The 13582-nt window shown below is 69.1% G+C and carries 12 protein-coding genes; 7 read left to right on the top strand and 5 right to left on the bottom strand.

All coding sequences use genetic code 11. The features are described from left to right. The first annotated feature begins 29 nt into the window (after window positions 1-29). Together lysS and M8A51_RS15020 are read left to right on the top strand one after the other, a co-directional pair. Window positions 30-1553, top strand: coding sequence for a lysine--tRNA ligase (gene lysS / locus M8A51_RS15025; protein WP_251779280.1), 1524 nt, complete (start codon window positions 30-32; stop codon window positions 1551-1553). Continuing rightward, window positions 1550-2104 (top strand): pyridoxamine 5'-phosphate oxidase, encoded by a 555-nt coding sequence (locus tag M8A51_RS15020; protein WP_251779279.1) that lies wholly within the window; start codon window positions 1550-1552, stop codon window positions 2102-2104. The genes lysS and M8A51_RS15020 overlap by 4 nt, the downstream gene beginning before the upstream one ends. A gap of 9 nt (window positions 2105-2113) precedes the next feature. Here M8A51_RS15020 and M8A51_RS15015 read toward each other — a convergent pair whose 3' ends face one another. Beyond that, complete coding sequence (locus tag M8A51_RS15015) at window positions 2114-2902, bottom strand: enoyl-CoA hydratase (protein ID WP_251779278.1); 789 nt, start codon at window positions 2900-2902, stop codon at window positions 2114-2116. Between the two features lie 163 nt (window positions 2903-3065). Here M8A51_RS15015 and M8A51_RS15010 point away from each other — a divergent pair, with 163 nt between their 5' ends. Beyond that, window positions 3066-3545 carry a hypothetical protein gene (locus M8A51_RS15010; protein WP_251779277.1) on the top strand — a complete coding sequence of 160 codons (480 nt, stop codon included), beginning with the start codon at window positions 3066-3068 and terminating at the stop codon, window positions 3543-3545. On the opposite strand, the gene M8A51_RS15005 is transcribed toward M8A51_RS15010, so the two are convergent. Together M8A51_RS15005 and M8A51_RS15000 are read right to left on the bottom strand one after the other, a co-directional pair. Beyond that, complete coding sequence (locus M8A51_RS15005; RefSeq protein ID WP_251779276.1) at window positions 3523-4668, bottom strand: DUF3108 domain-containing protein; 1146 nt, start codon at window positions 4666-4668, stop codon at window positions 3523-3525. The genes M8A51_RS15010 and M8A51_RS15005 overlap by 23 nt on opposite strands. After that, window positions 4650-6392, bottom strand: coding sequence for a M61 family metallopeptidase (locus M8A51_RS15000; RefSeq protein WP_251779275.1), 1743 nt, complete (start codon window positions 6390-6392; stop codon window positions 4650-4652). Before M8A51_RS15000 ends, M8A51_RS15005 begins: the two co-directional genes overlap by 19 nt. A 450-nt stretch (window positions 6393-6842) precedes the next feature. Here M8A51_RS15000 and M8A51_RS14995 point away from each other — a divergent pair, with 450 nt between their 5' ends. After that, window positions 6843-7217, top strand: coding sequence for a DUF4148 domain-containing protein (locus M8A51_RS14995; RefSeq protein WP_251779274.1), 375 nt, complete (start codon window positions 6843-6845; stop codon window positions 7215-7217). 68 nt (window positions 7218-7285) lie between these two features. On the opposite strand, the gene M8A51_RS14990 is transcribed toward M8A51_RS14995, so the two are convergent. Both M8A51_RS14990 and M8A51_RS14985 read right to left on the bottom strand, forming a co-directional pair. Then, the gene (locus tag M8A51_RS14990; RefSeq protein ID WP_251779273.1) at window positions 7286-8002 is read right to left on the bottom strand and encodes a DsbC family protein; all 717 of its coding nucleotides are present in this window, start codon (window positions 8000-8002) and stop codon (window positions 7286-7288) included. Window positions 8003-8022: 20 nt separating this feature from the next. Continuing rightward, window positions 8023-9144, bottom strand: coding sequence for an FAD-dependent monooxygenase (locus M8A51_RS14985; protein WP_251779272.1), 1122 nt, complete (start codon window positions 9142-9144; stop codon window positions 8023-8025). A gap of 56 nt (window positions 9145-9200) precedes the next feature. Here M8A51_RS14985 and M8A51_RS14980 point away from each other — a divergent pair, with 56 nt between their 5' ends. The 3 genes from M8A51_RS14980 (at window position 9201) to M8A51_RS14970 (ending at window position 13577) form a co-directional block, all read left to right on the top strand. Beyond that, window positions 9201-11627, top strand: coding sequence for an AsmA family protein (locus tag M8A51_RS14980; protein WP_251779271.1), 2427 nt, complete (start codon window positions 9201-9203; stop codon window positions 11625-11627). Window positions 11628-11694: 67 nt separating this feature from the next. Beyond that, a complete protein-coding gene (locus M8A51_RS14975; RefSeq protein WP_251779270.1) occupies window positions 11695-12558 on the top strand; it encodes an MOSC domain-containing protein in 864 nt (287 codons plus the stop codon). Then, the gene (locus M8A51_RS14970) at window positions 12558-13577 is read left to right on the top strand and encodes a glycerophosphodiester phosphodiesterase family protein (protein ID WP_251779269.1); all 1020 of its coding nucleotides are present in this window, start codon (window positions 12558-12560) and stop codon (window positions 13575-13577) included. The genes M8A51_RS14975 and M8A51_RS14970 overlap by 1 nt, the downstream gene beginning before the upstream one ends. Window positions 13578-13582: the final 5 nt, after the last annotated feature.

The raw sequence follows: 13582 nt of genomic DNA, 5'->3' as shown, positions 1-13582 counted from the left end.
ATCGCCCCTTTTCCACGCCCGAGCCCGTCATGACCGAACGCGCGACGCCTGCCGCCCCCGCGGAGCCGCAAGCCACCGACACCAACCAGCTGATCGCCGAACGCCGCGAGAAGCTCTGTGCCCTGCGCCAGCAGGGCGTCGCCTTCCCGAACAACTTCAAGCCGCACCATCACGCCGACAAGCTGCATGGCCTCTACGGCGAACGCCCGAACGAGGAACTCGAGCCGCTGCGCATCAACGTCTCGGTCGCCGGCCGCATGATGCTCAAGCGCGTGATGGGCAAGGCCAGCTTCTGCACGCTGCAGGACGGCTCGGGCCGCATCCAGCTGTACATCACGCGCGACCAGGTGGGCGAAGAGGTGTACGCGGCGTTCAAGCACTGGGATCTGGGCGACATCCTGGGCGCCGAAGGCGTGCTGTTCAAGACCAAGAGCGGCGAGCTGTCGGTGCAGGTCACGGTGCTGCGCCTGCTGACCAAGAGCCTGCGGCCGCTGCCGGACAAGTTCCACGGCATGACCGACCAGGAGCAGAAGTACCGCCAGCGTTACGTCGACCTGATCACCGACGACGACGCCCGCCAGCGCTTCGCCGCCCGCAGCAAGGCGCTGTCGTCGATGCGCAGCTTCATGATGCAGCACGACTTCCTGGAAGTCGAGACGCCGATGCTGCACCCCATCCCGGGGGGCGCCAACGCCAAGCCGTTCAAGACGCACCACAACGCGCTGGACCAGGAGATGTTCCTGCGCATCGCCCCCGAGCTGTACCTGAAGCGGCTGGTCGTCGGCGGCTTCGAGCGGGTGTTCGAGATCAATCGCAACTTCCGCAACGAGGGGATCTCGGTCCGCCACAACCCCGAGTTCACGATGATGGAGTTCTATGCGGCGTACTGGAACTACCACGACCTGATGGACTTCACCGAAGCCATCCTGCGCCAGGCCGCCAAGGATGCCAGCGGCTCCGCCACCCTCACCTACCAGGGCAAGGTGGTCGACCTCGAGCAGCCGTTCGCGCGGCTGAGCATCCGCGACGCGCTGCTGCGCCACGCGCCGCGCATCGACGACGCGCAGATCGACGACCCGGCCTACCTGCGCGACGAACTGAAGATTCTCGGCAAGGACGCGCCCGCGCACTGGGGCCTGTCGCAGCTGCAGTTCGCCGCCTTCGAGGAGCTGGTCGAGGAAAAGCTGTGGGAGCCGACCTTCATCGTCGACCACCCGGTCGAGGTGTCGCCGCTGGCGCGCGCCTCGGACACCGACCCGGCCATCACCGAGCGCTTCGAGCTCTACATCACCGGCCGCGAGATCGCCAACGGCTTCTCGGAGCTCAATGACCCGGAAGACCAGGCCGCGCGCTTCCAGTCGCAGGTGGCCGCCAAGGACGCCGGCGACGAAGAGGCGATGTACTTCGACGCCGACTACATCCGCGCGCTCGAATACGGCATGCCGCCGGCCGGCGGCTGCGGCATCGGCGTCGACCGCCTGATCATGCTGCTGACCGATTCGCCCAACATCCGCGACGTGATCCTGTTCCCGGCGCTGCGCAAGGAGCAATGACCGGCAACGCACGACTGCTGGACCTGGCAGAGGCCGAACGCGCGCTCTGGCAGGAACTGCAGCGTGCCGCGCAGGCCCGTGGCCATGCGTGGCGCACGCCGGTGCTCGCCACGCGCGACGGCGACGCGGCCGACGCACGCGTGGTGGTGTTGCGCGACGCCCGCCGCGAGGCGCGCGAACTCTTGTTCTACTCCGATGCGCGAGCCGGCAAGCTGGTGCAAATGGCCACCGCACCGGTCGGCACCCTGGTGATGTGGTCGGCCGAGCTGGGCTGGCAGTTGCGCTGCCGCGTCCGGCTCGAGGCCGAGACCAGCGGGCTGGAAGCATCGTCGCGTTGGGCGACGCTGAAGCTGTCGCCGGCTGCACAGGACTATCTGGCGCCGCGGCCGCCCGGCATGCCGCTCGGCACGCCGGCCCCGCCGCGCGAAGAGCGCGGCTACTTCGCGGTGGTCACCGCGCGCATGCTCTCGATGGACTGGCTGGAGCTGCACCCCGACGGGCACCGGCGCGCCCGCTTCGATACCGAAGGGGCGCGCTGGCTGCAGCCTTGAGGCGGGTCCCTACTGCTGCTTGAAGGCCGGCTTGCGCTTGGCGACGAAGGCGTCCATGCCTTCCTTCTGGTCTTCGGTGGCGAACAGCGCATGGAAAGCACGCCGCTCGAACAGCATGCCCTCGTTGAGCGGTGCCTCGAACGCCCGGTTCACGCATTCCTTGGCGGCGAGCAGGCTGGGCAGCGAGTAGCCGCAGATCGACTCGGCCGCCGCATACGCCTCGTCGAGCAGCTTGTCGGCCGGCACCACGCGCGACACCAGGCCGGCGCGCTCGGCTTCGGCGGCGTCCATCATGCGGGCGGTCAGCACCAGGTCCATCGCCTTGGCCTTGGACACGGCGCGCGGCAGCCGTTGTGTGCCGCCGGCCCCGGGGATGATGCCCAGCTTGATCTCGGGCTGGCCGAATTTCGCGTTGTCGGCGGCGATGATGAAGTCGCACATCATCGCCAGCTCGCAGCCACCGCCCAGCGCGTAGCCCGCCACCGCGGCGATCACCGGCTTGCGCACGCTCTTGAGCGTTTCCCAGTTGCGGGTGATGTAGTCGGACTTGTAGACGTCCATGTAGCTCCACGACGCCATCGCCGCAATGTCGGCGCCGGCCGCAAAAGCCTTTTCGCTGCCGGTGATCACGACGCAGCCGATGCCGTCGTCGGCATCGAAACTCTTCAGCGCAGCGCCCAGCTCGTCCATCAGCGCGTCGTTCAGCGCGTTGAGCTGCTTGGGCCGGTTCAGCGTGATCACACCGGCCTTGAGGGGCCCGTCACCTCGCACATCTGTCAGGATCAGTTCATAGCTCACGGGGAAACTCCTTGGGTGGTGCGCAACTATACGAAGCTTCGTAGCCGGGCCGTTATCGGGTCGGAACCGGTAAGACGGCACACAGGCAGGTGCTAGTCTGGATGGCATGTCGGCCCGGCTGACGTTAAGCTGCGCGCCATAACGACCGAAAGCAGCCATAGAGATGGGAACGGTATACCGCAAGACGGAGAAGGGACAGACCGAGATCGCGACCCGCCAGAACCATCTGACGCTCAAGTTGCGCTCCGCGTTGATCATGGTGGACGGCAAGCGCACCGACGAGGAACTGATGCGGATGATCGCCCCGCCGGCCGAAGAGGCGCTGCAAACCTTGCTCGCCGACGGCTACATCGAGGTGATCGGCGTCACCGCGGGGCGTGCGGCATCTGCCCGTCCGGCGGCCGAGGAAGGGCCCAGCACCCTGCCGCCGGCGCCGCACAAGCCGGTCGAGGCGCTGCGTCAGCAGGCCGTGCGCTTCATGAGCGAGCAACTGGGCCCGCTGGGCGACAACCTGGCGGTGAAGATGGAAAAAGCCAAGAGCTGGGAAGAACTGCACCCGCTGCTGGTGATGGCGCACCGCTACATCGCCGACAACCGCGGCGCGGCCACCGCCGACGCCTTCAGGGCGGCGTTCCTGGAGTAGCGCCGGAGGCCGCCGGGGCGGCCACTTCGGGCAGTTTCGAGATCGTCAGGTCGACGTAGTTCTGTTCGTCCTGGCGGATGACGATGCGCACCGGCAGGTACAGCAGCGTCGGCGCGAACCACACGTCGGCCATCAGCTCGTCACGGCGCTTCGTCTCGCGCCGGGGCCGCAGGTGGAAGGCCTGCACCTCGCCGAACGGGGTCGCTAGGTTGTCGGCACCCACGACGTCGTAGTACCAGCGATCCTGTCGCCGCGGCAGCGCGAGCGGAAACTCGATGGCCCGCCCCGGCGTCAGCAGCTCGGGCTGCAGCATCAGGCGGTAGGTCAGCTGCACGAACTGGCTGGCCGTGTCCTGCACGCCCAGCGGTGCCGGCACCTCGCGCCCGTTGTTCAGCGTGATCCATTCCGGGCCGAACCGCACGGCCGCCCGCCGCGTGCGAAAGGCAACCCGCGTTTCCTCCTCGTAGACCTCGGGTGCCAGGCCGTGCGGCGTGATGCGGCCGTCGCTGCTCATGCGGCGTGCCATCAGCGGGGCGAAGCCGGGACCGACGAGGACATCGATGTGCACCTGGTAGCGGTCACCGGCGCGGATCCACTCGACCTGAGCGCTGCCGTGCACCTCGCCGCGGTAGTAACCGTAGAGCGTGTAGCTCATGCGCGTCGACGGCGGCCACTCGAAGGGCATGCCTTGCGCAGCAGGCGGCCCGGCATCGGCCGGCGCGTCGACGAGCCGTGGTTCCTCGGGTTGCGGCAGCGGCTCGGCGGCGGACTCGTCGGTCGGCGGCGCCAAGCCCGCTTCGGGTGCGACCGCATCCTCTGCCACGACGGCTTCCGGCTCGCTCGCTGCCGCCTGGGGCGGTGCGACACGGCGCTGCGGACGCGGTGCCGCCGCGGGCGCCGGCGGCGCCACGACGGGGGGAGCGGCCGGTTGCAGCATGCGTGCGTAGACCGCTTCCAGCCGCTCGACCATCGGTGCAGCGTCGATCTCCGCGAGCATGGTCGCCATCTCTTCGCTGACCCACAGGTGGGCCGCCAGGACCGCCAGCAGCAGGCCCACGAAGGCCGCACCGCGGCGCCCGCGCCGCGGCACCGGGGCCAAGGCGCTCAGCGCCGGCCTATCCATGCCTGCCGCCGCTCTGCAGCCGCTCCAGGCGCCGAAGCGGCCACAGACAAGGCGACGTTCGCCGAGGACACGTCGGCCCCCGGCAGTGCGCCGCGCAAGCGCAGCACGCGCTGGTCGCGGCTGACGAGCAACTCGACCGCCTCGCCTTCGCGGCCATGCAGTGCCATGTCATCGAGCTTGCGCAGGCGCCAGTCGTTGACGGCGAGCACCTCGTCGCCGGCCGCGAGGCCGACGCGCTCGGCCCACTGCCCGCGCATCACCGCCTTGATCTGCACGCCGCCGACACCATCAGCGGTGCGCGCGCCGACGCGCAGCGGCCACGGTGCCGGCTGCGTCTTCCACTGCACGCCAGCCTCGCGCAGCAAGGGCTCGAGCGGCAGCTCCTGCGTGCCGTGCACCCAGCGTGACAGCTCGCGCGAGAACGAGCGGCCGGCAACGTCTTTCAAGGCCGCCGCAATGTCGTTCTCGCCGATCGGACCGCCACCGCTGCGGGTCCACAACAGCCGCATCACGTCGTCCAGCGTGCCGCGCCCTTCGCTGCGCAGGCTCAGGTCCAGCGCCAAGGCCACCAGCGACCCCTTGGTGTAGTAGCTGACGGTGGCATTGACGGTGTTCTCGTCCTGCCGGTAGTACTTCACCCAGGCGTCGAAGCTGGCCTGCGCGACGCTTTGCACCTCGCGGCCCGGCGTTGCCAGCACGCCACTCACCGTCTTGGACAGCAGCTTCAGGTAGCGGGCCTCGTCGATCAGCCCGGCACGCACCAGGAACAGGTCGTCGTAGTAGGACGTGAACCCCTCGAAGAACCACAGCAGCTCGGTGTAGTTCTCGCGGGTGTAGTCATAGCGCGCGAATTCGCGCGGGCGCAGGCGCTTGACGTTCCAGGTATGGAAGTATTCGTGGCTGACGAGGCCGAGCAGGGTCACGTAGCCCTCGCTCTGGCCGTCTTCCCCCGCGCGCGGCAGGTCGCGCCGCGAGCAGATCAGCGCCGTGCTGGCGCGGTGCTCGAGCCCGCCGTAGCCGTCGTCGACCGCGTTCAGCAGGAAGACGTAGCGACCGAACGGCGGCTTGCGGCGCTCGTGCCAGAAGCGGATCTGCGCCTCGCAGATCCGCTTGGCGTCAGCCAGCAGCCGCTCGCCGTTGAAGCCGGGCAGCGCCCCGGCAACAACGAACTCGTGCGCCACGCCGCCGGCCCGGAACTCGCCGCGCCAGAAGTCGCCCATCTCGACCGGGTGGTCGACCAGCTCGTCGTAGCCGGGAGCCTCATAACGCCCTTGCCCGCGTGCATCGGTCTGCACGGCAGGCAACGCCGTCGCGATCTTCCAGCCACGCGGCAATGCACGAATCTCGACCCCGTGCGCTTCGTGCTCGCGCCCTTCGACGCGCAGGAACACGCTGGTGCCGTTGAAGAAGCCGCGCGAGGCGTCGAGCCAGGCCGTGCGCACCGAGTTGTCGAAGGCATACACCTCGTAGCTGACCTCCAGCGCCGTACGGCCGTCGCAGCGCACGTGCCAGCTCGCCTTGTCGAGCTGCTCGACCGGCAGCTCGCGCCGGCCCTGGCGCGCGCTCACGCGCTGCAGATGCCGTGCGAATTCGCGCACCAGGTAGCTGCCGGGGATCCACGCCGGCAGCGACAGCTGCTGCTCCGCGGCCGGCTCGGGAATGCGCAGGCTGACCTTGAACAGGTGGGCGTGGAGATCCAGGGGTTCGATGCGATAGGAAATCATGAAGCGATCACGTTGAGTGAGGCGGCCGGCGTGTCAGACACCACGGCGGCCTGGAAATAACAAGCAGGCGCTGAACGCGGCCGCCACCCGGCAGCGCAGCCCGCGGGCGGGACGTCGAGCCCCCGCCCGACTCAGCGGCCCCCGGGGCAGCCAGGCCGGTTCCCGGGGTCGAAGCGAGGCGCGTCATCACAGGCAGGCGGGCGGGCTGAACGAAAGCGGAGATTGTCGCTTCCAGGGAAGCGCCGACCGATGCGTCCCGTCCGGCAGGGGGCGATTGTTCCACCCCATGCAACGGTGCGTTGAGCAAGATCGTCTTTTTCGGAACCCGGATAAACCCTAATCTTCAGCCATCGGACCAACGAACCCGTCAACGCAACGGCCCCAGCGGCCGGACCGGGCAGGTCGAACAGTCCGAACCCTCATCAACGGTACGAACTGAAAGGATTTGCCATGAACAAGCTTCTTGCCACCGCCATCGTCTCCACCGCCGCCCTGGTGTCCTTCGGCGCCGCCGCTCAGGAAGTCACGCCGACGCCCGAACTGAACGGTCCGTCCACCCTGTCGCGCGCCGAAGTCCGCGCCGAACTGGCCCGTGCCAAGTCGGCCGGCGAACTGAAGGTGTTCTCGTCGACCTACGTGCCGACCGTCGCCACGACCCGCAGCCGCGCCGAAGTGACCGCTGAACTGCGCCAGGCCAAGGCCGACGGCGAGTACGCACTGCTGAACGGCGAAGCGGTCGACCCGGTCGCGGCCCAGCAATTCGCCGCGAAGAAGCAGAACGCCACCCGCGTGGCCACCAACCCGCAATCGGCCACCGTCCGCTGAAGTGCTGGTCGCCCGCAAAAAAGCCGCGCTGTGCAAGCAGCGCGGCTTTTTCTCGTGTGCAGTGCGGGTCAGCGTGGCGAGACTTCTGCCAGTTGTGCTTCGATCTGCTCGGTATTGAGTGCACCGGGGACGCGTGTGCCGTCCTCGAACACCAGCGCCGGCGTGCCATTGACGCGGTGCTTGCGGCCCAGCTCGGTGTTGCGCGCCACCGGCGTTTCGCAGTTTGCGGGCGCCGCGGCCGGCGTCACGCCGCGCAGCATCCAGTCCTGCCAGGCCTTGGTACGGTCCTTCGCACACCAGATCGCGTTCGACTTGGTGGTCGAGTCCGGCGCCAGGATCGGAAACAGGAAGGTGTAGACCGTGACGTCCTTCACCGCCTGCAAGTCGCGCTCGAAGCGCTTGCAGTAGCCGCAGTTCGGGTCGGCGAAGACGGCGATCTTGCGCTTGCCGCTGCCGTTCTTCCAGACGATGGCGTCCTTCAGCGGCAAGCTGGCGAAATCGATCGCGGTGAGCTTGTTGACACGCTCCTCCGTCAGGTTCTTGCGTGACCGGGTGTCGATGATCTGGCCCTGGATCAGGTAGTTGCCCTCCGCGTCGGTGTAGAGCACGTCGTTGCCGACGCGCACCTCGTAGAGGCCCGGCACCTGCGTCTTGGTGATCTCGTCGATCGCCGGCAGGTTGGGCAGGCGCTCGGCCAGGTTCTTGCGAATTGCTGCATCCTGGGCCCAGGCCCCGGCGGCTGCGGCCATCAGTACGGCCGCCATGGCCACCTTGCGCATCGTCATGTGTCGTCCTTGGAAGTGTTTCAGGAATCGAGTGCCCGGCGCGTCAGCCAGCGCTTCACGGGGCTCAGTTGGTTGACTAGACCCAGGCCGCTATTGCGGAGTTCCCGCAACGGGGCGGCCGGCGCTGCAAACAAATGCAGCAAACCGTCGGTGACGCGGCCCATCGCCCAGGTCGGCGCCGCCCGCTCGCGTTCGTAGCGCCGCAACAGCTTCTCGTCGCCGACCGGCCGCCACGGCTCGCGCTCGCGCAGCACCCGTGCCAACGCGTCCACGTCGGCCAGGCCGAGGTTCAAGCCTTGCCCGGCCAACGGGTGCACCACATGGGCGGCATCGCCGAGCAGCACCCAGCCGGGGCCGCTCCAGCGGCTGGCCTGGGCCAGCGACAGCGGCCAGGCAACGCGCGCAGAGCGCAGCGACAAGGCACCGGCCGCGCCGCCGCTCGCTTCCTGCAGCGCCTGCATGAAACCCGCTTCGTCCAGCCCCATCAGCTCGGCGGCGCGTGCCTCGGGCACCGACCAGACCAGGCCGTAGGACCCGCCCGCCTCGGGGCGATCGAACGGCAGCAGCGCCAGCACGTCGGGCGAGCGGAACCACTGCCGCGCAATGCCACGGTGCGGCCGGTCGCTCGCCAGCCGAGCGGCGATCGCCGTCTGCCCATAGGCATGCCGCTGCCACTCGACGCCCAGCGCCTCCCGGGCCGCCGATTCCTTGCCCTCGCAGATGGCGGTCAGTGCGGCCGGCATCGCGGCCTCCACTTCGGTGACGTGGGGCTGGAAGCGCACCAGTTGCGACAGCGCGTCTTCGAGCGCTGCCGCGTCGACGATCCACGCCAGCTCGCCGACTTGCTGCTCCCAGGCGGAAAACTGCAGCACGCCGGGCAGCGTCGTCCCTGCGGCGGCATCGCCCTCGATGCGCATGTCGTAGACCGGCGTCGCGGCATCCGGCGGCAAGGCGTCCCAGGCCTTCACCGAGCGCAGCAGCGCGACCGATCGGGCGCTCAAGGCATAGGTGCGCACGTCTTCAGCTGCCGCCCTGGCCGGCGTGCGGCCCAGCGCTACACCGAGGCCGGCTTTCGCGAGCGCGAGCGCGAGCGCCTTGCCGACGATGCCGCTACCGCGGATGAAGACGTCATAGCGATTCATCCGCGGCATTGTAGGAGCGGGCAGGCGTCACCCGGACTCGGCACAATAGCCCGACCATGAGCCCACACGTCAAACGCTGGATCCGCACCGCTGCCATCGCCTTCGGCGCCGTCTTGCTGCTGCTTGCCGCGGCGGCCGCCTATCTGGTCGCCACCTTCGATGCCAACCGTTACAAGGGCACGCTGATCGAATGGACGCGTGAGCACAAGCAGCGCACGCTCGCGATCGACGGCCCGGTCTCGCTCAGCGTGTTCCCACGGCTGGAGGTGACCCTGCGCCAGGTGTCGCTCAGCGAGCATCGGCGCGCCGATGAATTTCTGCGGCTCGACCAGGCCGCGCTCGCGGTGGAGGTGCTGCCGCTGCTGCGCAAGCAGCTCGTCGTCGACCGTGTGCAGGCCAGCGGCCTGCGGCTGCGCTACACGCGCGACGCGCAGGGGCGTCGCAACATCGACGACCTGCTGCAGTCCGACAAGCAGCCCGACAACAGCGGGAACGACGGCTCCGGTCGCAGCCTGCAATTCGACGTCAACGGCATCGAGCTGCGCAACGTGCGCGTCTCGATGCACGACGTGCCGGCCAAGCTGCAAGGCGAGGTGCACCTGCGTTCGCTCACCACCGGGCGACTCGCCGACGGCGTGGAGTCCCCGGTCGCACTCGACGCAGGCTTCGATCTCGTGCAGCCGTCGGTGCGCGGCGACTTGAAAGGCGACACGCGGCTGCGCCTGGCCCTCGACAGCGGCTCGCTGGCATTGACCGACATGAAGCTCGCCTACGCCGGCAGCGCGCTCGGCATGGAGGCGCTCGACACGCGCGCAAGCGGCAATCTCGCCTATGACGGCAGCCAGGGCGCGCTGCGCGCCGAAGGGCTACGACTGGAAAGCAGCGCCATGCTGGGCGCGCTGAAGCTGGAACCGTCGACCGTGTCCTTGCAGCGCTTCTCGTACGAACCGCAACGCCGCGCGCTCGCCGTCGAGCAACTGGCGGTCGAACTGAAGGCCGTGCGCGACAAGCAGCCGATCGAGGCCCGTCTGCAATGGCCGCAACTGCAGGTCGAAGGCTCGTCGCTGAAGGGCAGCGCGCTGCAGGGCCGCGTGGCGCTCGGCGGTGCACAAGGCTGGAGCGCCGACTTCCGCTCTGCGGCGCCGAGCGGCAGCTTCGACGAAGTGCGTCTGCCCGGCTTCGAGGCGACGCTCGCCGGCAGCGGCGAACGCAAGTTGTCCGGCTCGCTGCGCACCGACCTGCTGCTGCAGATCGCCAAAACCGCCGTCGCGCTCGACAAGCTCGAGTTGCAGGCGCAACTGCAGGACCCGTCGCTGAAACCGCTGCAGATCGCCGTCAAGGGCCGCGCACAAGCCTCGGCCCAGGCCGCCCAGTGGCAGCTTGCCGGCGCACTGAACAACAACGCGTTCGACACGCAGGGCACTGCCGCCTTTGCAGGGACGGTGCCGACGGTGCATGCCAAGGGGCAGTTCGCAAAACTCGACTTGAACACGCTGCTGGCCGAGCCCTCGGCGGCGACCGCCGGCAAACCGGCGGCAACCGGCGGCGCCGACAGCCCGATCGATCTCTCGCCGCTGCGCTCGCTGCAAGGCAGTCTGTCCTTGAAGGCGGGTTCACTGATCTACCGCCCCTACCAACTCGACGACGCCCGCATCGAGGCCACGCTCGATGGCGGCATGCTGCGCGTCGGCACCCTGGCCGGCCGCATCTGGAGCGGCAGCATCGACGCCGATGCGTTTGCCGACGCGCGTGCGCAACGCGTGATGTTCAAGGGGGCGGCGACCAACATCGATATCAACGCCGCGCTGCAGGACGTCGCGCAGAAGGACGTGCTGGAAGGCCGCGGACGCGTCAGCTTCGACCTCGAGTCGGCGGGCAAGACCGTCGGCGAAATGAAGTCCCGCCTCGACGGGCAGGCCGCGCTGCAACTGCGCGACGGCGCGATCAAGGGCATCAACCTCGCGCGCACGCTGCGCGAGGCCAAGGCTGCGCTGACGCTGCAGAAGGACGCGGTGCAGCAGGCGCGCCAGACCGAAAAGACCGACTTCTCGGAGCTGAGTGCCAGCTTCCAGATCGCCGACGGCGTGGCGCGCAACCGGGACCTCGACGTCAAGAGCCCGTTCCTGCGCCTGGGCGGCGAAGGTGCGATCGACATCGGCCGCAGCCGCATCGACTACACCGCGCGCGCCGTGGTCGCCGGCACCTCCAAGGGTCAGGGCGGCGCCGAGCTGGCGGCACTGCGCGGGCTGACCGTGCCGGTGCGGCTGACCGGCCCGCTCGATGCGATCGACTGGCGCGTTCAGTGGTCCGCCGTCGCAGTCGGTGCCGCCGAGAACACCTTGAAGAACAAGCTCGCGGACAAGCTGAAGAAGGAGCTGGGCGTCCCGTCCGCAGAACCGGCCGCGCCCGCCGCTTCCGCTCCCGCGAAACCGACCAAGCCGCGCGACGCGCTCAAGGACAAGCTGAAGGATCTGTTGAAATGACCCGCTCCGCGGCGCCGGCGGCACCGCTCGGCGGCTACGGTGTGCGGCCGCATGGGGAGCCATTGAAGTGAGCGATGTGAGTTTTCTGGTCTCGGGCCTGTACGTGTACCCGGTCAAGTCTTGCGCCGGCGTGCCGCTCGACGAGTCGTTGCTGGTCGAGACGGGGTTGGAGTTCGATCGTGCCTGGATGGTGGTCGACGAGCAGGGCCACTTCGTCACCCAGCGGGAGCTGCCGCGCATGGCGTTGATCCGCCCGCAGTTGCGCCACGCCGACATGGTGCTGCGCGCCCCGGGCATGCTGGCGCTGCACGTGGCCTACGACACCGTCGAGGCGCCGACCACCGTGCAGGTCTGGAACGACAGCGTCAAGGCCTACGACATGGGCGATCTCGCCGCGCACTGGTTCAGCGACTTCCTCGGCCAGCGTGTGCGGCTGGTGCGCTTCGACCCCGAGCAGAAGCGGCTGTCGAGTCTGCGGTGGACCGAGGGCGTCGAGGCCGAGAACCAGTTCAGCGACGGCTACCCGGTGCTGGTGATCTCGCAGCCTTCGCTTGACGGGCTGAACGAGAAGCTGTCCGCACGCGGCGTGGTGCCGGTCGGCATCGAGCGTTTCCGGCCCAACCTGGTGATCGACGGCATCGATGGCTCGCTCGACCCTCACGGCGAGGACTATCTCGACGAGCTGTGGATCGACACCGAGCAGGGCCGCGTCCACCTCAAGCTCGTCAAGCCCTGCCCGCGCTGCCCCATTCCCAATGTCGACCCGGCCACCGGGGAGCGCGGCCACGAGCCGGGCGACACGCTCGCGACCTACCGGGCCGACCCGCGGCTCGACGGCGCGCTCACCTTCGGCATGAATGCCATCATCCTCGGCGGCATCGAACACCTGCTGCGGCGCGGCGCCACCGGCGCCGCCAGCTTCAAGTTCTGATGTCGCGCGCCGGCGGCAAAAGACTGCGTCTGGCGCTCTTCGTCGCCGCGGCGGCAGGTGCGGCCCTGTGGCTGGGCAACCAGTCCGTCTGGGTCGATCCGCCTTCTGCCGGCGCGTGGCTGCTGGCGCACCGCGGCGTGCACCAGACCTTCCCGCTCGACGGGGTCGGCAACGACACCTGCACCGCGACCCGGATCGTGCCGCCGCTGCACGACTACATCGAGAACACGCTGCCGTCGATGGCCGCCGCGATCGCCGCCGGCGCCGAGGTGGTCGAGTTCGACGTCCAGCCGACGGCCGACGGCGATGTCGCGGTGTTCCACGACTGGACGCTGGAGTGCCGCACCGACGGACAGGGCGTGACGCGCGAGGCAACACTGGCGCAATTGAAGGCGCTCGACGTCGGCCACGGCTACAGCGCCGACGGTGGACGCAGCTTCCCGCTGCGCGGCCGAGGCGTGGGCCTGATGCCGTCGCTCGATGAGGTGTTGCGGCGATTCCCGCAGCAGCGTTTCCTGGTGCACGTCAAGAGCCGTGACCCGGCGGAAGGCGCCCTGCTCGCGCGCAAGCTCGCCCATCTACCTGCGGCACAGCTGGCCCGGCTGGTGGTCTACGGCAGCGCCGAGCCGCTGGATGCGCTGCAGGCCGCACTGCCCGCCGCGCGGGTGGCGTCGAGGCGTTCGTTGATGCAGTGCCTGACCCGCTACGCTGCGCTCGGCTGGAGCGGCCATGTCCCGCAGGCCTGCCGCAACTCGCTGATGCTGGTGCCGAGCAACCTGGCGCCGTGGCTATGGGGCTGGCCGCACCGGCTGGTGCGGCGGCTGCGTGCGGCCGGCAGCGATGTGGTCGTGCTCGGGCCCTATACCGGCGGCGATTTCAGCCGCGGCATCGACGACGCCGAGGCGCTTGCGCGGCTGCCGGCCGACTATGCAGGGGGCATCTGGACCAACCGGATCGAGCGGATCGGCCCGCTGCTGCGCCGTCCCGGCGCCGCGGCGGGCTCTTCCTCCGCCCCGTAAAATCC

The sequence above is a fragment of the Caldimonas mangrovi genome, from assembly GCF_023721835.1.
GTDB lineage: Bacteria > Pseudomonadota > Gammaproteobacteria > Burkholderiales > Burkholderiaceae_C > Caldimonas > Caldimonas mangrovi.
The sequence above is the reverse complement of the archived record's forward strand: the minus strand, read 5'-3'. Positions and strand labels throughout refer to the sequence as shown.